This window comes from Pectobacterium sp. CFBP8739 (genome assembly GCF_013449375.1).
Taxonomy (GTDB): Bacteria; Pseudomonadota; Gammaproteobacteria; order Enterobacterales; family Enterobacteriaceae; genus Pectobacterium.
This window is the reverse complement of sequence record NZ_JACDRR010000025.1, coordinates 1-20,815: the sequence shown is the minus strand read 5'-3', so window position 1 is coordinate 20,815 and position 20,815 is coordinate 1. Positions and strand designations below refer to the sequence as shown.

At 53.4% G+C, this 20,815-nt stretch carries 15 protein-coding genes and 1 other RNA gene; 9 read left to right on the top strand and 7 right to left on the bottom strand.

Annotated features, from left to right (window positions below; all coding sequences use genetic code 11):
• Window positions 1–207: 207 nt before the first annotated feature.
• A complete protein-coding gene (gene sspA / locus H0247_RS16880; protein ID WP_005975503.1) occupies window positions 208–849 on the top strand; it encodes a stringent starvation protein SspA in 642 nt (213 codons plus the stop codon).
• 5 nt (window positions 850–854) lie between these two features.
• Window positions 855–1,361, top strand: a complete 507-nt coding sequence (sspB, locus tag H0247_RS16875; RefSeq protein WP_180743574.1) for a ClpXP protease specificity-enhancing factor — start codon at window positions 855–857, stop codon at window positions 1,359–1,361.
• A 106-nt stretch (window positions 1,362–1,467) separates the two neighbouring features.
• Here the strand turns inward: sspB and H0247_RS16870 are convergent, their stop codons facing one another.
• From H0247_RS16870 to gltB, 3 genes are all read right to left on the bottom strand, one after another.
• Entirely contained in the window at window positions 1,468–2,241 is a 774-nt protein-coding gene (locus H0247_RS16870) for a (S)-acetoin forming diacetyl reductase (RefSeq protein WP_180743573.1), read from the bottom strand.
• A 283-nt stretch (window positions 2,242–2,524) separates the two neighbouring features.
• Window positions 2,525–3,943, bottom strand: a complete 1,419-nt coding sequence (locus H0247_RS16865; RefSeq protein ID WP_180743572.1) for a glutamate synthase small subunit — start codon at window positions 3,941–3,943, stop codon at window positions 2,525–2,527.
• 9 nt (window positions 3,944–3,952) lie between these two features.
• A complete protein-coding gene (gene gltB / locus H0247_RS16860; protein WP_180743571.1) occupies window positions 3,953–8,413 on the bottom strand; it encodes a glutamate synthase large subunit in 4,461 nt (1,486 codons plus the stop codon).
• A 651-nt stretch (window positions 8,414–9,064) separates the two neighbouring features.
• Between gltB and H0247_RS16855 the strand changes: the two genes are divergently transcribed.
• From H0247_RS16855 to H0247_RS16835, 5 genes are all read left to right on the top strand, one after another.
• Complete coding sequence (locus tag H0247_RS16855; RefSeq protein ID WP_180743570.1) at window positions 9,065–9,994, top strand: TIGR01212 family radical SAM protein; 930 nt, start codon at window positions 9,065–9,067, stop codon at window positions 9,992–9,994.
• A gap of 98 nt (window positions 9,995–10,092) precedes the next feature.
• Entirely contained in the window at window positions 10,093–12,462 is a 2,370-nt protein-coding gene (gene arcB / locus H0247_RS16850; protein WP_180743569.1) for an aerobic respiration two-component sensor histidine kinase ArcB, read from the top strand.
• Window positions 12,463–12,972: 510 nt separating this feature from the next.
• Complete coding sequence (gene elbB / locus H0247_RS16845; RefSeq protein ID WP_180743627.1) at window positions 12,973–13,626, top strand: isoprenoid biosynthesis glyoxalase ElbB; 654 nt, start codon at window positions 12,973–12,975, stop codon at window positions 13,624–13,626.
• A complete protein-coding gene (mtgA, locus tag H0247_RS16840; protein ID WP_180743568.1) occupies window positions 13,623–14,357 on the top strand; it encodes a monofunctional biosynthetic peptidoglycan transglycosylase in 735 nt (244 codons plus the stop codon). The genes elbB and mtgA overlap by 4 nt, the downstream gene beginning before the upstream one ends.
• Window positions 14,358–14,427: 70 nt before the next feature.
• The gene (locus H0247_RS16835) at window positions 14,428–15,723 is read left to right on the top strand and encodes an alginate lyase family protein (RefSeq protein WP_180743567.1); all 1,296 of its coding nucleotides are present in this window, start codon (window positions 14,428–14,430) and stop codon (window positions 15,721–15,723) included.
• A gap of 124 nt (window positions 15,724–15,847) precedes the next feature.
• Here the strand turns inward: H0247_RS16835 and dolP are convergent, their stop codons facing one another.
• Genes dolP through H0247_RS16815 form a run of 4 tightly spaced genes read right to left on the bottom strand, consistent with a single transcriptional unit; the run spans window position 15,848 to window position 19,431 of the window.
• Window positions 15,848–16,420 carry a division/outer membrane stress-associated lipid-binding lipoprotein gene (dolP, locus tag H0247_RS16830; RefSeq protein WP_180743566.1) on the bottom strand — a complete coding sequence of 191 codons (573 nt, stop codon included), beginning with the start codon at window positions 16,418–16,420 and terminating at the stop codon, window positions 15,848–15,850.
• An 11-nt stretch (window positions 16,421–16,431) separates the two neighbouring features.
• Window positions 16,432–17,022 carry a DnaA initiator-associating protein DiaA gene (diaA, locus tag H0247_RS16825; protein ID WP_180743565.1) on the bottom strand — a complete coding sequence of 197 codons (591 nt, stop codon included), beginning with the start codon at window positions 17,020–17,022 and terminating at the stop codon, window positions 16,432–16,434.
• A gap of 40 nt (window positions 17,023–17,062) precedes the next feature.
• Window positions 17,063–17,419 carry a YraN family protein gene (locus tag H0247_RS16820; protein WP_180743626.1) on the bottom strand — a complete coding sequence of 119 codons (357 nt, stop codon included), beginning with the start codon at window positions 17,417–17,419 and terminating at the stop codon, window positions 17,063–17,065.
• Entirely contained in the window at window positions 17,416–19,431 is a 2,016-nt protein-coding gene (locus H0247_RS16815; RefSeq protein WP_180743564.1) for a penicillin-binding protein activator, read from the bottom strand. The genes H0247_RS16820 and H0247_RS16815 overlap by 4 nt, the downstream gene beginning before the upstream one ends.
• Window positions 19,432–19,492: 61 nt before the next feature.
• Here H0247_RS16815 and rsmI point away from each other — a divergent pair, with 61 nt between their 5' ends.
• Both rsmI and rnpB read left to right on the top strand, forming a co-directional pair.
• A complete protein-coding gene (gene rsmI / locus H0247_RS16810) occupies window positions 19,493–20,380 on the top strand; it encodes a 16S rRNA (cytidine(1402)-2'-O)-methyltransferase (protein WP_180743563.1) in 888 nt (295 codons plus the stop codon).
• A 25-nt stretch (window positions 20,381–20,405) separates the two neighbouring features.
• An RNA gene (gene rnpB / locus H0247_RS16805) (RNase P RNA component class A) lies at window positions 20,406–20,784 on the top strand.
• Window positions 20,785–20,815: the final 31 nt, after the last annotated feature.

The following is a 20,815-nucleotide window of genomic DNA, read 5'->3' as shown; positions in this document are numbered from 1 at the left end:
CGCTTATATCCCCACAAAACGAACAAAATCTGATAAGCTATTCGCCGATTTTATGCCTGTGTGCCACCTATCACGTCGCTGTTTAAAACGCCAGATAGGGTCGAGCTATGTTTACACACATTGGCGAGCAGAATTTCGAATAGCGGTTTGCAGGTTATTGACTGCGCGGTTATTCGCCATATTTTCTCGATAAACTTGGAGGTTTTCATGGCTGTCGCTGCCAACAAACGTTCGGTAATGACGCTGTTTTCTGGTCCATCCGACATTTTTAGCCATCAGGTGCGCATCGTATTGGCGGAAAAAGGTGTGAGTGTCGAGATTGAGCAGGTAGACATGGATAATCTGCCTCAGGATCTTATTGACCTCAATCCTTACGGTTCCGTGCCGACGCTGGTCGATCGCGAACTGACGCTCTATGAATCACGCATTATCATGGAGTACCTGGATGAACGTTTTCCCCATCCGCCATTAATGCCTGTTTATCCAGTGGCGCGCGGTAACAGCCGCCTGATGATGCATCGCATTGAGAGCGACTGGTATTCTTTACTGAAGAAAATTACTCATGGCAGTGCGCAGGAAGCAGACGCAGCACGTAAGCAACTGCGTGAAGAGCTGCTGGCCATTGCCCCGGTGTTCAATGAAGCGCCTTATTTCATGAGCGAAGAGTTCAGCCTGGTGGATTGCTATTTGGCTCCGCTGCTGTGGCGTTTGCCGCAGTTAGGCATTGAACTGAGTGGTTCGGGCGCGAAAGAGCTGAAAGGCTACATGACTCGCGTCTTTGAGCGTGATGCGTTCCTGGCTTCCCTGACGGAAGTGGAACGTGAAATGCGTTTGCAAACCCGAGGTTAAACTGTATGGCGTTGTCTCAACTGTCTCCGCGTCGTCCGTATTTATTACGGGCTTTTTATGATTGGTTGCTGGATAACCAATTAACGCCGCATCTGGTGGTAGATGTCACTCTGCCGAGTGTTATGGTGCCGATGGAGTTCGCCCGTGACGGCCAGATCGTGCTGAATATCGCACCGCGCGCTGTTGGCGGCCTTGAGTTAGCTGATGACAGCGTTCGTTTCAATGCCCGTTTTGGCGGCGTACCGCGCCAAGTCTACGTGCCGATGGCGGCCGTCATGGCGATTTATGCGCGTGAGAACGGGGCTGGAACGATGTTTGAGCCTGAACCTGCTTATGAAGAATCCGCAGGTGAATTTGATGACTTCCAGGAAGGCGCTTCCTCTTCAGGAGCGGTGATGTCGATTGTCGAGGGTCCGCCTGATTCTGAAGCCCCTGACGATGGCCCCGGTTCTGATGATGAACCACCACAGCCGCCTAAAGGTGGCAGACCGTCGCTGCGGGTGGTGAAATAATTCATTTTCAAGGGCACCACTGCGGTGCCCTTTTCTATTCCTGTTGTTATATAACCAATTGTTATATAACTACTTGTTAGATAACCACTTATTAGCTAAATAATTATTAACTGAACACCATTCCGCCATCAATCAATAGCGATTGTCCCGTCATATAGTCGGAGTCGTGGCTGGCCAGATAGGAGACGCAGGCCGCGACATCTTCTGGTTCGGAAAGGCGACCCAGCGTAATGCGTTTGGCGAATTCTTCTGTCGCATAGCCACGCGGCTTCCCTGCGGATTCGGAGATCTTCCGATCGATTTCATCCCACATTGGCGTTTTTACGATACCCGGACAGTAGCCGTTGACGGTGATGCCCAGCGGCGCTAAATCACGTGCGGCTGTTTGTGTCAGGCCGCGCACCGCAAATTTACTTGAGCTGTAGACGGCGAGCTCAGGGTTGCCCACATGTCCAGCCTGCGAGCAGGCGTTGATGATTTTTCCGCCGTGCCCCAGAGATTTAAAGGCGTTGAGCGCTGCCTGAATACCCCAGATAACGCCTTTGACGTTGATGTTATACACGCGATCGATGACTTCCGGCGTGATGTCTTCAATCAGGGTTGAGGGGGCAACGCCGGCGTTATTGACGATGACGTTAAAGTCACCAAAGCGCTTTTTGGTTTCTGCGACAGCGGCGAAAACCGCTTCACGATCCGCGACGTCCGCCTGTAGTGCGATGGCCTGCCCGCCGGATTTTTCGATTTCCTGCGCCACGCTGTGTGCGGTTTCTTGGTTATAGTCCACGACGGCGACGGCAAAGCCGTCTTGCGCCAATCTAAGAGCAATCGCACGGCCAATACCTTGACCGGCTCCTGTTACAAGGGCCACTTCGACAGTCATAGTTCCTTCCTCCTTAATGAAATCCAATCTCAATAAAGACAAGTAAATGCCGTAGTTAAGTATAGGTCTTTAGCGTGATATTGCGGGATTTATTACGAAAAATTCTTTAGAGAGAAGTGAAAATATAAAGGTTTTATTGGACTTTCTGGTGTGATGTTCCGTATAGAGATATAGAGCTGATTGCCATCGACCGCTAACCGAAATTTCGGGTAACGACGGAAAAAGAAAAGGGCAGCCAGCGCTGCCCTTAAGAGAAGTGGGTCGTTTTTACACTTCCACGTTTTTACACTTCCAGATAGTTCATGATGCCATCAGCGGCTTTACGGCCTTCTGCGATGGCGGTGACCACCAGATCGGAACCACGTACCGCATCGCCGCCCGCAAAAATTTTCGGGTTACTGGTCTGGAAGGCGTTATCACAGCTTTCTGGTGCGACAATGCGACCTTGATCGTCCAGTTTGACGTCATGTTCTGCCAGCCACGCCATTTTGTGCGGACGGAAGCCGAACGCCATGATGACCGCATCGGCTTCCAGAACGTGTTCGGAACCCTCTACGATTTCAGGACGGCGACGCCCGTTGGCATCTGGTGCACCCAGTGCAGTACGCGCCATTTTCACACCGCACACTTTGCCAGCGCCGTTGATCTCGACGCTTAACGGTTGCAGGTTGAATTTGAACTCGACGCCTTCTTCACGCGCGTTTTTCACTTCGCGTTTGGAACCCGGCATGTTCTCTTCATCGCGACGATAGGCACAGGTCACGTGCGTTGAACCCTGACGAATTGAGGTGCGCACGCAGTCCATTGCGGTGTCACCACCGCCCAGCACCACTACGCGTTTCCCTTGCATGCTGACGTAAGGCTCGTCTACTGCTGCTTCAAAGCCCATCAACTGCTTGGTGTTGGCGATCAGGAACGGCAGCGCATCGTAGACACCCTGAGCGTCTTCATTGTCCAATCCGCCACGCATAGACTGATAGGTGCCGACGCCGAGGAAGACGGCATCGTATTCGTCCAGCAGCGCTTTCATCTGCACATCTTTGCCGACTTCGGTGTTCAGGCGGAATTCGATGCCCATCTCGGTGAAAATCTCACGACGTTTCACCATCACCTCTTTTTCCAGCTTGAAAGAGGGGATACCGAAGGTCAGCAGGCCACCGATCTCTGGATGACGATCGAAAACGACGGCCTGTACGCCATTGCGTGCCAGCACGTCGGCACAGGCCAGCCCTGCCGGGCCAGCACCAATGATGGCGACGCGCTTGCCGGTCGGTTTGACGTTGGCAACGCTTGGCTTCCAACCCATCTCGATCGCTTTATCATTGATGTAGCGCTCGATGTTGCCGATGGTGACCGCGCCGAACTCATCATTCAGCGTACAGGAACCTTCACACAGACGATCCTGCGGGCACACGCGACCGCAGACTTCCGGCAGGCTGTTGGTTTGGTGCGATAACTCAGCCGCTTCGATAATGCGGCCTTCGTTCGCCAGCTTCAGCCAGTTCGGAATGTAGTTATGTACCGGACATTTCCACTCACAGTAAGGGTTACCGCAGGACAGGCAGCGATCTGCCTGAGCTTTGGACTGACTTTCTGAGAACGGTTCGTAGATCTCAACAAATTCAATTTTACGAATCTTTAGCGGTTTCTTGGGCGGATCAACGCGCTGTAAGTCGATAAACTGGTAAACATTCTGACTCATGATGACCTCTTACTGCGCCTGAACCCGCAGCTCGGCTGCGGAACGACTACGGTGACCCAACAATGCCTTCACATCACTTGACTTCGGTTTCACCAGAGCAAACTTCGGTGCCCAGGTCGGCCAGTTAGCGAGGATCTCTTCTCCGCGGTGTGAACCGGTATTCTGTACGTGCTCGGTGATCAGGCCACGCAGATGCTCTTCGTGAATAGCCAGCTCTTCCACATCCAGCACTTCCACCAGTTCTGGGTTAACACGTTTGCGGAATTCACCGTCTTCATCCAGCACGTAGGCGAACCCGCCGGTCATGCCTGCGCCAAAGTTCACGCCGGTACGACCCAGTACGCAGACGATACCGCCCGTCATGTATTCACAGCCATTATCGCCGATGCCTTCTACCACGGTGATACAGCCGGAGTTACGTACGGCGAAACGTTCACCCGCACGGCCTGCGGCAAACAGCTTACCGCCAGTCGCACCGTAGAGACAGGTGTTACCGATGATGCTGGCTTCGTGGCTGCGGAAGGCGGAACCCACCGGAGGACGCACGGAGATGCTGCCACCCGCCATGCCTTTGCCCACGTAGTCATTGGCATCGCCGGTTAATTTCAGTTCCACGCCGCCGGCGTTCCAGACGCCAAAGCTCTGCCCTGCGGTACCAGAGAAGTAGGCTTTGATCGGATCGCCAGCCAGCCCTTGATCGCCATGTTTCTCGGCAATCGCACCGGACAGCGTCGCGCCGACGGAGCGATCGGTGTTGCGGATATCGAAGTAGAGCGCTTTGCCCTGTTTCGAATCGATGTGCGGCTGTGCCTGTGCCAGCAGCTCTTTGTTCAGCAAGCCCTTATCGAACGACAGGTTGCTTTCCGTGCAGTACAGCGCTTTGCCCGGCTGAGGCTGTGCAGCGTGCAGCAGCGGCGACAGATCCAGCTTATTCTGTTTCGCGCTGAAACCGTCCAGTTCAACCAGCAAATCGGTACGACCAATCAGATCGACCAGACGGCTGACGCCCAGCTCTGCCATCAGCACGCGAGTTTCGTGTGCGATGAACTGGAAGTAGTTGGTCACACGCTCAGGCAGACCGTGGTAGTGATCGCGGCGCAGCTTCTCATCCTGCGTGGCAACGCCGGTCGCACAGTTATTCAGGTGGCAGATACGCAGGTATTTACAGCCCAGCGCGACCATTGGCCCGGTACCGAAGCCGAAGCTTTCCGCACCCAGAATCGCTGCTTTGACGATATCCAGACCGGTTTTCAGGCCACCGTCCACTTGAAGGCGGATTTTGTGGCGCAAACCGTTGGATACTAAAGCTTGCTGTGTTTCTACCAGACCCAGTTCCCACGGGCAGCCCGCGTATTTCACGGAAGACAATGGGCTGGCACCGGTACCGCCGTCGTAACCAGCGATGGTAATCAGGTCGGCATACGCCTTGGCAACACCTGTAGCGATCGTTCCGACGCCCGGTTCGGACACCAGTTTTACCGAAATCATCGCTTTCGGGTTGACCTGCTTCAGATCGAAAATCAGCTGTGCCAGATCTTCGATAGAGTAAATATCGTGGTGCGGTGGTGGTGAAATCAGCGTCACGCCTGGCACGGAATAGCGCAGACGGGCAATGTACGGTGTGACTTTATCTCCCGGTAACTGACCGCCTTCGCCCGGCTTCGCGCCCTGCGCCACTTTAATCTGAATCACATCGGCGTTAACCAGATAGGCTGGCGTCACACCAAAGCGACCAGAGGCAACCTGCTTGATACGGGACACTTTATTGGTACCGTAACGCGCGGGGTCTTCGCCGCCTTCACCGGAGTTGGAGAAGCCGCCCAGTCCGTTCATCGCCTCAGCCAGCGACTCATGAGCTTCAGGGCTCAGTGCGCCGATAGACATGGCTGCGGTATCGAAGCGTTTGAACATTTCAGATGCAGGTTCAACGTCGTCGATCGCGATGGCTGCGCCTTCCTGTGGCTTCAGCGCCAGCAGGTCACGTAGTGTAGCCGCCGGACGCTCGTTAACCAGCTTGGCGTATTGTTCGTAATCGCTGTATTCCCCCGTTTTCACCGCCGTTTGCAGCGTGGTGACAACATCTGGGTTGTAAGCATGGTATTCGCCGCCGTGAACAAATTTCAGCAGGCCGCCCTGTTCCAGCGTTTTGCGTTTCAGCCAGGCGCGCTTGGACAGGTTCAGCAGATCCTGTTCGAAGTCGCTGTAGTTTGCCCCGCCAATGCGGCTGACGACGCCTAGGAAGCATTGCGTCGATACATCTTTGTGCAGGCCCACGGCTTCAAACAGCTTGGAGCAGCGGTAAGACGCAATCGTCGATATGCCCATTTTGGACATAATCTTGTACAGGCCTTTATTGATGCCGTTACGGTAGTTCAACATCACGGCACGATAAGGTTTGTCGATGGTGCGGTTATCCACCATCCGCGCTAGCGTTTCGTAAGCGAGGTACGGGTAGATCGCTGTCGCACCAAAACCTAACAGCACGGCAAAGTGGTGCGGATCGCGTGCGCTGGCAGTTTCGACAATGATGTTGGCATCACAACGCAGGCTCTTTTCGACCAGACGGCGCTGAACGGCACCGACGGCCATTGGCGCAGGGACAGGCAAGCGTGATTCGCTAATGCCGCGGTCAGAGAGCACCAAAAGAACGGCACCGTCTCTGACTTTGCTTTCTGCTTCGTCACACAGCTTCTCGATCGTCTGTTGCAACGATTGCTGCGACGGATCAAACGTCAGATCCAAGATAACAGCACGATAGTGCAGCTCATCCTGCGATGTCAGCTGTGTGAAGTCGGAGTAAAGCAGGATCGGCGATTTAAAGCTCAGACGGTGAGCCTGACCTTCCGCCTCACAGAACACGTTCATTTCACGACCAATGCTGGTCGCGAGCGACATCACATGGGCTTCACGCAGCGGGTCGATCGGCGGGTTGGTTACCTGCGCGAACTGCTGACGGAAGTAGTCATAAATGATGCGTGGACGGCTGGACAGCACGGCGAACGGCGTGTCATCGCCCATCGAACCCGTAGCTTCCTGACCGTTCTCACCCAGCACGCGGATGACCTGATCCAGCTCTTCGCTGCTGTAACCGTACTGTTTCTGGAAGGTCTCCAGCAGCTCATCGTCGAATTCACGGCTACCGACCTGATCGTCTGGCAACTCTTCAAACGGCACCAGACGCTTAACGTTTTTCTCCATCCACTCTTTGTAAGGGTGGCGGCTTTTCAGATCGTCATCGGTTTCAGCAGAGTGCAGGATACGGCCACTGCGGGTGTCGATGACCATCAGTTCACCCGGACCAACGCGGCCTTTTTCAACCACTTCATCCGGCTGATAATCCCAGATACCGACTTCAGACGCGCAGGTGATCAGCTTGTCTTTGGTGATGACGTAGCGCGCAGGGCGCAGGCCGTTACGATCCAGGTTACAGGCGGCATAGCGCCCGTCGGACATGACGATACCGGCAGGGCCATCCCACGGCTCCATGTGCATGGAGTTAAAGTCGAAGAAGGCGCGCAGTTCCGGATCCATATCTGGGTTGTTCTGCCAGGCTGGCGGAACCAGCAGGCGCATGGCGCGGATGATATCCATCCCGCCGCTCAGGAACAGTTCCAGCATGTTATCCAGCGAGCTGGAGTCAGAGCCGGTTTCGTTGACGAACGGCGCGGCATCCTGCAAATCTGGGATCAGCGGCGTTTTGAACTTGTAAGCACGCGCGCGTGCCCACTGGCGGTTACCGGCAATGGTGTTGATTTCGCCGTTGTGCGCCAGATAGCGGAACGGCTGCGCCAGCGGCCAACGGGGTACGGTATTGGTTGAGAAACGTTGGTGGAACAGACAGATCGAAGATTCCAGACGCAGATCGGCCAGATCGAGGTAGAAGCGCGGCAGATCTGCCGGCATACACAGACCTTTGTAGATTGTGACCAAATTAGAGAAGCTACAAACGTAGAACTCTTTGTCCTCGATACGCTTTTCGATACGGCGACGCGCCATGAATAGACGGCGTTCCATATCACGTTGACGCCAGCCAGCGGGGGCGTTAACGAAAATTTGCTCAATACGCGGCATGGACGACAGGGCGATTTCCCCTAGGACGTCTGGATTGGTCGGCACTTCACGCCAGCCTAATACGGACAGCGTTTCGTTCTGCAACTCTTCTTCTACAATCCGACGGGTGGCGCGAGCCAGATCTTCGTCCTGATTGAGAAACATCATGCCAACGGCGTAGTTTTTGGCTAAACGCCAGCCGTGCTCTTCCGCCACCAGACGAAAGAAGCGATCGGGCTTCTGAAGTAATAAACCGCAGCCGTCGCCAGTCTTGCCGTCAGCAAGGATTGCGCCACGGTGCTGCATACGTGCGAGCGCGTGAATCGCGGTACGCACTACTTTGTGGCTCGGCTCACCTTCTATATGGGCGATTAATCCGAAACCACAGTTATCTCTCTCTTGGGATGCATCGTACAACATATTAGTGAACCTCCCCAGGCTCTGTGTGACTCTCACAACCTACTGCGAGAAAGCACCGTGGCGTCGAGCGGCTAGTATTACGCTCTCTTCTTCGGCCTCTCGTGACGGTCTCACAAGTGGTAAATGACTTGTTTTTAGAGGGAGTCTTCATTTACTGCATAAATATGACGAATCATGGACCCGTCAGGAAAGCTTCCAGCGGATTTCCAAATTAGCGAGAAAGCCTGTTCAGGTCAAATACCTGTGCAAAATGTACTGATAAACGATAATTTTTAATTATACCTATGAAAGATAATGATTTTTTTAGAAAAACTATCTCGGTAAATGACTATGTCGTTTAATTGAAGTGTGAGCTGTATCACTATACAAAAGCGCGAGAACCCTTATCCATGCTGCATTATTTCTTCGTTGTAGCATATTATGCTGAATATGGTTACTTTTAGATTTCATGAAACTATTTTTAAGTATTGCTTCATCTTTTCATCAAGCGCACATAGAGGATAAGAAAAATTAATTAGCACCGACGTGAGTTTATTTTCACTAAAAGCGAATAAAAATGCATTTCGTTGGGGTGTGTGTGATTGATCGCGGTCATCGCGAAGGGGGCAAGAGAAAGGTAGTCTGCTGTTCCTCAAGGGAGCAGGCTAGAATATGCAATTGCAAAAATTAATCAATATGTTTGGCGGAAATCTTCAGCGTCGCTATGGCGAGAAGATCCACAAATTGACGCTGCACGGCGGGTTTAATTGCCCAAACCGCGATGGCACGCTGGGGCGAGGCGGCTGTACGTTCTGCAATGTAGCTTCATTTGCCGATGAACAGATGCAGCAACGCAGCATCGCGCAGCAGTTGGAAACGCAGGCGGGAAAGGTGAACCGTGCCAAACGCTATCTGGCGTATTTCCAGGCGTATACCAGTACCTATGCTGAGGTTCAGGTGTTGGAAAGCATGTATCAGGAAGCGCTGAAACAGGCCGAAATGGTGGGGCTTTGCGTGGGCACGCGCCCCGACTGTGTGCCTGATGCGGTGCTGGATTTATTGTCTCGCTATCACGAACAGGGCTATGAGGTCTGGCTCGAACTGGGGTTGCAAAGCGCGTGTAATAAAACGTTGCACCGGATTAATCGCGGACATGACTTCGCCTGCTATCAGGAAACCACCCGCCGCGCACGTGCGCGCGGTCTGAAGGTGTGTAGCCATCTGATTGTCGGTTTACCGGGAGAAGACGCCCAGCGCTGCTTATCGACGCTGGAGCAGGTGGTTGAGACCGGCGTGGAGGGCATTAAGCTGCATCCGCTCCATATCGTGGAAGGCAGCACGATGGCGAAAGCTTGGCGAGCGGGAAGGCTACCCGAGCTGGCGTTGGAGCGCTACGTGGAGACGGCGGGAGAGATGATTCGCCATACACCGCCGGAGGTGATCTATCATCGCATCTCCGCCAGCGCGCGCCGGCCCACCCTGCTTGCCCCGCTCTGGTGTGAAAATCGCTGGACGGGCATGGTAGAACTGGATCGCTACCTACAAACGCATGGCGTACAGGGTTCTGCGCTGGGCACGCCCTATCGCTATGCTGATGTGTAATGTGCCACAGGGCATTGGTGGCTGAATCTGTGCGGCAGCACCGTATAAGCCGCCGTTTTACGTTATGATGCGCGGGTGGGTGACTAAGGGAAATCGCTATGAAGCAAATTCGTCTGTTGGCGCAATACTATGTTGATTTGATGGTAAAACTGGGGCTTGTCCGTTTTTCACTGCTACTGGCCTCGGTGTTGGTGCTGCTGGCGATGGTGGTGCAAATGGCCGTCACCCTGTTGCTCAGCGGAGAAGTCGAGAACATCGACGTCGTCCGTTCCATTTTCTTTGGGTTGTTGATTACGCCCTGGGCCGTTTATTTTCTCTCCGTGGTGGTGGAACAGCTCGAAGAGTCGCGCCAGCGGCTGTCGAAGCTGGTAGCGAAGCTGGAAGAAATGCGCCATCGGGATCTGGAGCTGAACGAGCAACTTCAGGAGAACATCGCGCAGCTCAATCAGGAAATCGCTGACCGTATCAAAGCCGAAGACGCGCGTGCGCTGGTGATGAGCCGACTCAAAGACGAGATATCCCGCCGCGAACAGGCGCAGATTGAGCTGGAGCAACAGTCGGCGTTGCTGCGTTCGTTCCTCGATGCTTCACCAGATTTGGTTTACTACCGTAACGAAGATAAAGAATTCTCCGGCTGCAACCGCGCGATGGAGCTGCTGGTGGGCAAAAGCCAGAAGCAACTTATTGGCCTGACGCCGCAGGATGTTTACTCCCCCGATATTGCCGAGAAAGTGATGGAGACGGACGAAAAAGTGTTCCGCCACAACGTTTCTCTGACTTATGAACAGTGGCTGGTGTATCCCGATGGCCGTAAAGCCTGTTTTGAGCTGCGCAAGGTGCCGTTTTATGACCGGATGGGTAAACGTCACGGGTTGATGGGATTTGGACGCGATATAACGGAGCGTAAGCGTTATCAGGACGCGTTAGAGAACGCCAGTAGGGACAAGACCACCTTTATCTCAACCATCAGCCACGAGCTTCGTACGCCGCTTAATGGCATTGTTGGGTTAAGTCGCATCCTGCTGGATACGCAACTTGATCCTGAACAGCAAAAATACCTGAAAACCATCCACGTCAGCGCGATTACGCTGGGCAATATCTTTAACGACGTGATTGAGATGGACAAACAGGAGCGCCGCAAGGTGCAACTGGATAACCAGCCGATCGATTTCACCGGTTTTCTGGTGGATCTGGAGAACCTCGGCGGCCTGCTGGCGGAACCGAAAGGCCTGAAGCTGATTATGGATCAGCATCAGCCTTTGCCGCAGAAAGTCATTACTGACGGCACACGCTTGCGGCAGATTCTGTGGAACCTCCTTAGTAACGCGGTGAAATTCACGCCGAAAGGTGAGAACGGCAAAAAAGGCGAAATTGTGGTGCGCGTCTGGCATGAAAAAGGCGATCGCCTGCGCTTTGAAGTGGAAGATTCTGGGATGGGGATTCCAGCGGATGAGCTGGAAAAAATCTTCGCCATGTATTATCAGGTCAAAGACCAGCATGGCGGCAAGCCAGCGACAGGGACGGGAATCGGTCTTGCCGTATCGAAGCGTCTGGCGCAGAACATGGGTGGCGATATCCAGGTTTCCAGCACGCAAGGCAAGGGTTCCTGCTTTACCCTGACGGTCATTGCGCCGAGCGTCGATGAAGCAGGAAGCGGGCAGGACGACGATGATGATTTGCCGTTACCGGCGCTGCACGTCCTGCTGGTGGAAGATATCGAACTGAACGTGGTCGTCGCGCGTTCGGTGCTGGAAAAGTTGGGCAATAGCGTGGATGTCGCCATGACTGGGCAGGAAGCGCTGGATATGTTCGACCCCGATGAGTTCGATCTGGTGCTGCTCGATATTCAATTGCCGGATATGACCGGACTGGACGTCGCGCGTCAGTTGCGTTCGCGTTATGGCAACCGCAGCCTGCCACCGCTGGTGGCGCTGACGGCGAACGTGCTGAAAGATAAACGCGAATATTTGGATGCGGGTATGGATGACGTGCTCAGCAAACCGCTATCGGTGCCGGCTCTGACGGCTGTCATCAAACAATTCTGGGATACTCACACGGTGTGGACGGAAGAACTGGCGGTGGAGGAAGGTGATGAAATGACAAAAGCAGAAGAAGATCTGTTGGATATCCCGATGCTGGAACAGTATCTGGATTTAGTGGGGCCGAAATTGATTCATCAGAGCCTGGAGATGTTTGAACAGATGATGCCGAGCTATCTGGCGATTCTGGATTCCAACATGACGGCGCGTGACCAGAAAGGCATCACGGAAGAAGGGCACAAAATCAAAGGGGCAGCGGGTTCCGTCGGGTTACGGCATTTGCAGCAGGTCGCCCAGCAGATTCAGACTTCATCGTTACCAGCATGGTGGGATAACGTGCAGGAATGGGTCGATGAACTTAAGCACGACTGGCGTCACGACGTTCAGGTACTGCGAGACTGGGTGGCAAAAGCGGAAAAAGAATCCTGATACGTTCTGTTGCGGCCACAGGGACGTGGCGAGTAAAACGGTTGGGGAATTTTTTTCGTCTCATGCGATATCATGCAAAAAGGCGGCAGATTGAACAGGGTTTACGAGTAAAGAGGGCGGGGAATGCGAGGTTTTTCACGCCTTCATACGGTAGAAAAAAATGACCCCAGCCGAAGCTGGGGTGCGCGAATTATGCGCCAACACCAGGGAAAACATGCACCTGCATTTAGATTTCAGGTTTTGTAAACTCGCAAGTGCGGATATTCGTGTCTTAACTATGTTTCTAACGTAACGATGTTTCTAACGTAACGGTGTTTCTAAGCAGAGCTTAGTCTCTACTAAGTACATCTACAACAGTGATTAAAACCTCACTACTGTACATCTTCATCAAGCAACAAAATAGCAAATGTAGAAATGTTTGTTACAAGAATCATTAAAATGTGTGATGTAGATTAGTGTTTGTCAATTAAAAAATCAATTAGTTGATGTAATGAAATGAAGGAAAAGATGATGAAACGAGTCGGCATTGTCCTTAGTGGCTGTGGTGTTTATGACGGTTCCGAGATTCATGAAGCCGTGTTGACGTTACTTGCGCTGGATCGCGCGGGCGCACAAGCGGTTTGCTTTGCACCAGATAAGCCGCAATTACAGGTAGTTAATCACCTGACGGGTGACGTAACTGGTGAGAATCGCAACGTTTTAGCAGAATCGGCACGGATCGCCAGAGGAAAAATCCAGCCCCTTTCTACAGCGAATGCACAAGATTTAGATGCGCTGATTGTGCCGGGTGGTTTTGGCGCCGCGAAAAATTTAAGTGACTTTGCGATGCAGGGAACGGCATGTCAGATTGATGAAACTCTGCAATTGCTCACACAGGAAATTTATAAGCAAAATAAACCAATTGGTTTTATTTGCATCTCACCTGCGCTGTTGCCGAAGATTTTGGGTGAACCTGTTCGCGTAACCATTGGTAACGATATTGACACCGCTGAGGCAGTCGAAGAGATGGGCGGTATCCATGTTGTTTGTCCGGTCGATGATATCGTAGTTGATGCGGAACATAAAATCGTGACGACACCGGCCTACATGCTGGCTAACTCCATCAGCGAAGCGGCAAAAGGGATTGATAAGCTCGTGGCCCGCGTTTTGGATCTCACCGAATGAGGTGGAACCGAGGGCGTGGAGGCTTACTAACGTGGCTGAAGCGCCTGATTGTTCGCAGTGTGTTGGTCGTCATTGGTGCGTGGCTGGCTGGTATCCTGCTGTTCTCTTTCCTGCCCGTACCCTTCTCCGCAGTGATGGTAGACAGGCAGATCAGCGCATGGCTGAAAGGCGAATTCTCCTATGTTGCCCATTCTGACTGGGTTTCTATGGAGGAGATTGCTCCAGAAATGGCGCTGGCGGTAATAGCGGCGGAAGACCAAAAATTCCCTGATCATTGGGGCTTCGATTTGGATGCGATTGAGCAGGCATTAAAGCACAACGAGCGCAACACGCAGCGGATTCGTGGTGCTTCTACGCTCTCGCAGCAGATGGTGAAAAACCTGTTCTTGTGGGACGGGCGTAGCTGGGTGCGTAAGGGGCTTGAAGCGGGAATTACCACCGGGATTGAGCTGGTCTGGACAAAACGGCGGATTCTGACCGTGTATCTGAATATCGCCGAATTTGGCCCTGGTATCTTTGGTGTAGAGGCCGCTGCCAAGCGTTATTTCAACAAACCAGCCAGCAGGCTGACGGCCAGCGAATCCGCTTTGCTGGCAGCGGTGTTACCAAACCCCATTCGCTTTCGCGCCACTGCGCCCTCCGGCTATGTTATTCAACGCCAGCAATGGATTTTACGCCAGATGCGTCAGATGGGCGGCGATGCATTTTTGCGGGCTAACAATCTGAATTAACCCGTATTGTTCGTTACTATACCGAGAAATTTTTGCGTTAACGGTCGTGTTTTCGACATCAGGAGAAAGTATGCGGTTACGTTATTGGTCAGGTTTACTGGTCGCATTGTGTTGTGTGGCTTCCGTTGCCCGTGCGGATGCGGAGCCTAAAACGTCCCCCTCCGATAATCCCTACGCCTTCTTGCCGCAGCCTCAGTTATCCTCGGTAAAACAGCAGCTAGAGCAGAAAACAGAAAAGCCGCAGACGCGCATGGCGTACGAGCAGCTCATTTCAGAAGCCGATCGTGCACTGAAAATTGATAACCCTAGCGTGACGGAAAAAAGATCCACGCCTCCTAGTGGTTCAAAGCATGATTATTTGAGCCTCAGCGCCTACTGGTGGCCCGATCCCGACAAAGTTGATGGTTTGCCCTGGATTCGTCGTGATGGGCAGGTAAACCCTGCTAGCAAGGATGAGGAGACGGACGGCGTTAGACTGGCAAAATTTACCGCCCAAACGCAGGCATTGACGTTGGCGTGGTATTTCTCTGGTAAACAGGCTTATGCCGATAAGGCCATCTCGATGATCCGTACCTGGTTTATCGACCCCGCTACGCGCATGAACCCTAATCTCGATTTCGCGCAAGGCGTGCCGGGCATTGCACTGGGCAGAGGGTCGGGTGTGTTGGACGGACGCTATTTCTCCACCCGCATTGTCGATTCCCTGATTATGCTGCGTCACGCTCCGAGCTGGACGACGCAGGATGAGCAGCAGATGCAGAAATGGATGAGCGATTATTTGCACTGGCTGCAAACCAGCAAACTGGGGAAAAAAGAGGCAACGGCTCAGAACAACCACGGTAGCTGGTATACCGTACAGGTGGCGGGCATTGCCTGGTATCTGGGCAAAATCGACGTGGTGAAATCCATGGCGCAATTGCAGCGGGAAAAACTGGATCACCAGTTGCAGCCCGATGGTTCTCAGCCTGAGGAGCTGGCACGCACGCGATCTTTCCATTACAGCTACTTCAACCTTCAGGCGATAACGGATATGGCTATTCTGGCGTCCCGCGTTGGGGATAATATTTGGCAATACCACACGCCGAAGGGAAGCAGTGTGATAAAGGCGCTGGATTTTATGGCACCGTATCTGGATGAAAATAAGACGTGGCCGCGCAAGACGATGGACAGACAAAGCAGCCGCCTTATTCCGCTGTTATTACAGGCGGAGCGAGGTGTAAAAGCGCCACGTTATCAGACGCAAATCAAACAGGCGGGTTTTACGGAATTACTTACTGGGGCTGTGGGCAAACGCGATAAAGAACCGAGCTATATCAGCGTTGAAACCCGCCGCACGCTCTGGCTGCTGAATCCGGCCACACCGTAATTCGGTTGTACCCTGATTCCACCGAGCGACGGTACGCGCCCGTCGAATCGAGATAAAAAACCGCTGATGTTTTCATCAGCGGTTTTTGTTTTTTAAAAGACAAACGAATTAAAGAGATAACGCGTTATTGCAGGTAGGTGAAGGCCGTTGTTACGTGCTTCACACCGCCAACTTTACTGGCGATTTCTGCGGCGGAAGTGCCTTCACGCTGTGTTACTAAGCCTAACAGGAAGACTTCGCCGTTTTCCGTGGTGACTTTTACGTTAGAGGATTTAACCGTGTCGCTTGCCAGAATCTGTGAGCGAACCTTGGTGGTAATCCAAGTATCCATAGAAGCGGTTCCCATTGAGACTGGAGTGCCCTGGCGTATTTCGTTGTAGACTTCGGCTGCACCTTCCACGCCGAGGGCAATTTGCTTAGCCCGGTTTGCCATTTCTGTGTTCGGCGCTTGTCCTGTTAACAAGACTTTCCCCTGATAAGCCGTCGCAATAATACGGGCTTCTTTTTTCAGTTGCTCGTCTTTGCTGATTGCATTCGTCACGCGGACTTCCAGTGTACCATCGTCAACCTGAGTGCCAACAGTACGCGGATCTGTGGCTGTTTTGGTCGCCACGGCACTGCCAACAGCAACAACCCCGACACAGCCTTGTAGCAGCAGGGCGATAGACAGCACGGCAAATACAGAACTTATCCTCATGTAGTGCTCCTTCAATCGTTCTGGTGTGGAAAAAGTGTGTTATCAATCAAGTCGCACAGGCAATTTACTGTCAGCATGTGCATTTCCTGAATACGGGCGCTGCGGTGTGACGGGATGCGAATCTCTACATCCTGTGGCCCGAGCAGCCCAGCCAGTTCTCCGCCATCATAGCCAGTCAGAGCGACAATCGTCATGTCGCGAGTAACGGCAGACTCTACGGCTTTAACAATATCGCGGCTGTTGCCACGGGTTGAAATAGCCAGTAATACGTCGCCTGTCTGACCTAATGCTCTAACTTGTTTGGCATAGACCTCTTCATGCAAGCGGTCGTTTGCTATCGCAGTTAAGACCACATTATCCGCATTAAGTGCGATAGCCGGTAAGCTAGGGCGTTCCGCCTCGAAGCGGTTAATCATGCTGGCGGCAAAATGCTGTGCATTGGCGGCTGATGTTCCGTTGCCACAGCACAGAATTTTGTTGCCGTTCAGCAGGGACTGCACCATCGCAATCGCGCCACGGGAAATAGCGTCTGGCAAGGCTTCTGCCGCTGCAATCTGCGTTTGAATACTCTCGGTAAAACAAACTTTTATTCTATCCAGCACGTTGAGTTAACCTACGTAAATTAAAATTCATAAGGATGAATTATCCCTGTGCGGCAAAGGCGTTCGGGATCCAATCGAAGCGATCGCCCGTAATGGCCAGCACGTCAAAACGGCAGTCTACCGTGTCAAAACTGGCGCCTCGCTGTGCCAACCACACAGCAGCGGTGTGCAGCAACCGCTGCTGTTTGCGTCGGGTGACGCTGGCTGCCGCATCGCCAAAATGAGCGTTACGCCGATAGCGTACTTCAACAAACACCCAGATATGACGGTCACGCATAATTAAATCCAACTCACCGCCGCGTAGCGTAACATTTGCGGCGGCGAAGGTCAGACCCGCGCGTTCAAGATAACGCCGAGCCTGTTGTTCATAAACTGCGCCAGCGGCTCGCTGGTTCAGAGAACCGGCACCAACTGGCCCTGGCGATATTGCTGCCAGGTTAACTGCCGATTGATGGTGCAATCCGCCCCTGAACTTAGCATCCCCGTTGCGCCGGGAATCTGGTGACCCGGAATCTGGCGCATTTCACCAAAGTGGCTGGCGAGCGTCCAGGCATCCATCCCCATGGCATACAGGCGGACTAACGAGTAATCGTTTTTAAACTGGCTGCTGACCTGTTGCATCAGTGCTGGGTTCGCGCCTGCTAACAGCGGGATATCGCTGAACTGCAAACCTTCCATTTCGAGGCGGAAGTCAGGGCCTAACCCAGCCTGGAAACTACGTGAGCTGGCATAAAGCGCTGGACGTGCGCGTGAGGTGGTACGCATGTCGATCATCGGCTTAATCAGTGCCAGTTCGTCTGGCGTTGCGATGATGTAGACCGCATCGATATTGCCACTAACGGATGAACTGACCGTCGGTTGAACCTGTGACGGAATGGTTAAGCCCCCGATGGTGGTACCCGGCTGCGCCTGCTGTAACACGCTAACTGGTTGACCGCTCAGGCTTAAGCCTGCGCCGCTATTGATAGCCTGTTTTAACTCCGCCGTGTTGCCAAAGCGCTGTTGCAGAGGGCTGGTGCCACTTTGCTGGTTCCAGGCCTGAGCAAATGCGTTGACGATACGGTCACCCAGTGCACCGCGAGGAGCCAAGACCAGCGGCTGCTGTTTACCCTGCTGATGGATGAATTTTGCGGCGTCTCTGGCTTCATCTTCCGGAGAAAGCGCGAAATAACAGATCTTAGGGCTATTCTCGACGTGTTCCGGCTGGTTCAATGCCAAAATATTCAGCGGTGATTGGCTGTTTGCCAACTGATCCACTTCATTTTTCAGCAGTGGACCGATGACCAGCGATGCGCCATCTTGCTGTGCCTGTGTGAGAATATTCGCCAGCGGCTGTGAAGAGGTGTCATACACTTTGACTGGGAGCGAGCTGGACAGCCCAGCGCTCGTTGCCTGTGATTCTGGTGCGGATGCCGGAGAGGCTGCCGCCTGATTGCTGTATGGCGCGGGCGATTGGGCATTCTGACCATCGGATGATGGGGCTACCTGTCCGTCCTGCGCAGCGTCCGCTGAAGGTGCAGTCGGCGCGGATACGGGTACGGTGGCTATCTGACCGTTCTTGGCCGCGTTAAAGCCTTGCTGAATGGCATTAGCGAACACCTGCGCCTGACCGTTAAGTGGTAACAACAGCGCGATGCTGTTCACCGATGACTGCTGGTAGTTGAGTACCTGATTCAACTGCGTAGGCAGCGTTTTCGCCGCAGGGTGATGCGGGTAACGGGTCTGCCAGTCCTGAATCGCACTCTTTAATTGATCGGGAGAAGTCCGGTTGTCCTGATAATTATTGAGCAGATCGACCCAACCTTGCAGCACATTTTCATTCGCATTAATCAACAGCGAGCTGGACTCCTGCGGTGACATTTGCGTCAACATCAGCCAGGTCTGATCGAGATTGCTCTGATGTTCGTCGCCTTTCAGCAGCGGCTCTTGAGCGATATAGGCGCGGAGCAGCTCAATGGAAGGGCGCCCTTGTGCGGTTTTGATCTGCGCCTGGTAATAGCGCTGTTTCTGCTGATCGGAAAGCGCGCCCACATCAAGCTGGCTCAGTGCTGCCTTGGCGGCATCCATGTTGTTTTGGACGACGGACAGTTCTGCGCTGAGTAGCTGCTGTTCTTGTTTTTGCGCCGCGCTCAATTTTTCTGGCAGCGCGTTGAACTGCTGGCTTGCCTGAGGGGCTTTCCCTTCCTGTAACAGGGAACGAATAGCAAGTAATTGCCAGTCAGCCTTGTTATTATCGCTACTTTGCTGCATCTGTTGCAGATAATAATCGGATGAGGCGTCGGCTTTGCTCTGAACCGCAGGTGGTGGGCTCTGCGGGGCGTGACTTGGACAGCCTGCGAGAAACAGTGCCGCTAACAAAACAGGGATAACACGCCCTGCCTGGGTACGGACGAAATGAAAGGGAAGCATACTGTATCCAGTGATTTTTTTTAAAGATGCTCAATATTAAATCGGCAACCCGGATGAAACAATGAATCAAGACCAACAAGCAGACATTTCTGCATCTACCCTCTACATTGTCCCTACGCCAATCGGTAATCTGGGCGACATCACGCAGCGTGCGCTGGCGGTATTGGCGAGCGTTGATCTGATCGCCGCAGAGGATACCCGCCATACCGGTCTGCTGTTACAACATTTTGCGATTAATGCGCGACTGTTCGCATTACACGATCACAATGAACAACAAAAAGCGGATGTGTTACTGGCTAAATTGCAGTCAGGGCAAAGCATCGCGCTGGTTTCAGATGCGGGTACGCCGCTGATTAATGATCCAGGTTACCATTTGGTTCGGCGCTGCCGTGAGGCTGGCGTTCGCGTGGTGCCGCTGCCGGGCGCGTGCGCGGCGATAACGGCGCTCTCCGCCTCCGGTCTGGCATCCGATCGCTTTTGCTACGAAGGTTTCCTGCCTGCCAAGACCAAGGCGCGTAAAGATACGCTACGCGATTTGGGGGAAGAACCTCGTACGCTGATTTTTTACGAATCCACCCATCGTCTTTTGGATAGCCTACAGGACATTAGCGACGTACTGGGGGCCGAGCGCTATGTGGTGCTCGCGCGTGAAATCACCAAAACCTGGGAGTCGATTCACGGCGCGCCTGTGGGCGAACTGTTGTCCTGGGTGAAAGAAGATGAGAATCGGCGTAAAGGGGAAATGGTGCTGATTGTGGAAGGTCATCAGGTTGATGACAGCGCGCTGTCGGCAGAAGCGCTGCGCACGCTGGCGCTATTGCGTGCTGAGCTGCCGCTGAAGAAGGCGGCTGCATTGGCGGCTGAAATTCACGGCGTGAAGAAAAACGCGCTTTATCGCTATGGGCTGGAGCAAGAAGGCGATAGCGGTGAATCGGGGGATGACAAGTAGGACAATTTGCCCTATTATCCGCGCCGGAGTTGACCAGACAGTCGCCGCTTCACTGCCGTCCCTTTCGGGGGAGACAGGTGGAGGGGAGGAAAGTCCGGGCTCCATAGGGCAGGGTGCCAGGTAACGCCTGGGAGGCGCAAGCCTACGACTAGTGCAACAGAGAGCAAACCGCCGATGGCTCACGCAAGTGGGATCAGGTAAGGGTGAAAGGGTGCGGTAAGAGCGCACCGCGCGACTGGCAACAGTTCGTGGCACGGTAAACTCCACCCGGAGCAAGGCCAAATAGGGGTTCACATGGTACGGCCCGTACTGAACCCGGGTAGGCTGCTTGAGCCAGTGAGCGATTGCTGGCCTAGATGAATGACTGTCCACGACAGAACCCGGCTTAACGGTCAACTCCCTTCATCATAAAACCCCGCTTCGGCGGGGTTTTGC

What these genes read in the sequence shown, in the direction of transcription:
- dolP (WP_180743566.1), bottom strand. Translation starts at nt 16,420, where the DNA reads ATGAGGATAAGTTCTGTATTTGCCGTGCTGTCTATCGCCCTGCTGCTA.
- H0247_RS16870 (WP_180743573.1), bottom strand. Translation starts at nt 2,241, where the DNA reads ATGACTGTCGAAGTGGCCCTTGTAACAGGAGCCGGTCAAGGTATTGGC.
- elbB (WP_180743627.1), top strand. Translation starts at nt 12,973, where the DNA reads ATGAAACGAGTCGGCATTGTCCTTAGTGGCTGTGGTGTTTATGACGGT.
- rsmI (WP_180743563.1), top strand. Translation starts at nt 19,493, where the DNA reads ATGAATCAAGACCAACAAGCAGACATTTCTGCATCTACCCTCTACATT.
- arcB (WP_180743569.1), top strand. Translation starts at nt 10,093, where the DNA reads ATGAAGCAAATTCGTCTGTTGGCGCAATACTATGTTGATTTGATGGTA.
- H0247_RS16815 (WP_180743564.1), bottom strand. Translation starts at nt 19,431, where the DNA reads ATGCTTCCCTTTCATTTCGTCCGTACCCAGGCAGGGCGTGTTATCCCT.
- sspA (WP_005975503.1), top strand. Translation starts at nt 208, where the DNA reads ATGGCTGTCGCTGCCAACAAACGTTCGGTAATGACGCTGTTTTCTGGT.
- mtgA (WP_180743568.1), top strand. Translation starts at nt 13,623, where the DNA reads ATGAGGTGGAACCGAGGGCGTGGAGGCTTACTAACGTGGCTGAAGCGC.
- sspB (WP_180743574.1), top strand. Translation starts at nt 855, where the DNA reads ATGGCGTTGTCTCAACTGTCTCCGCGTCGTCCGTATTTATTACGGGCT.
- H0247_RS16865 (WP_180743572.1), bottom strand. Translation starts at nt 3,943, where the DNA reads ATGAGTCAGAATGTTTACCAGTTTATCGACTTACAGCGCGTTGATCCG.
- H0247_RS16855 (WP_180743570.1), top strand. Translation starts at nt 9,065, where the DNA reads ATGCAATTGCAAAAATTAATCAATATGTTTGGCGGAAATCTTCAGCGT.
- gltB (WP_180743571.1), bottom strand. Translation starts at nt 8,413, where the DNA reads ATGTTGTACGATGCATCCCAAGAGAGAGATAACTGTGGTTTCGGATTA.
- H0247_RS16835 (WP_180743567.1), top strand. Translation starts at nt 14,428, where the DNA reads ATGCGGTTACGTTATTGGTCAGGTTTACTGGTCGCATTGTGTTGTGTG.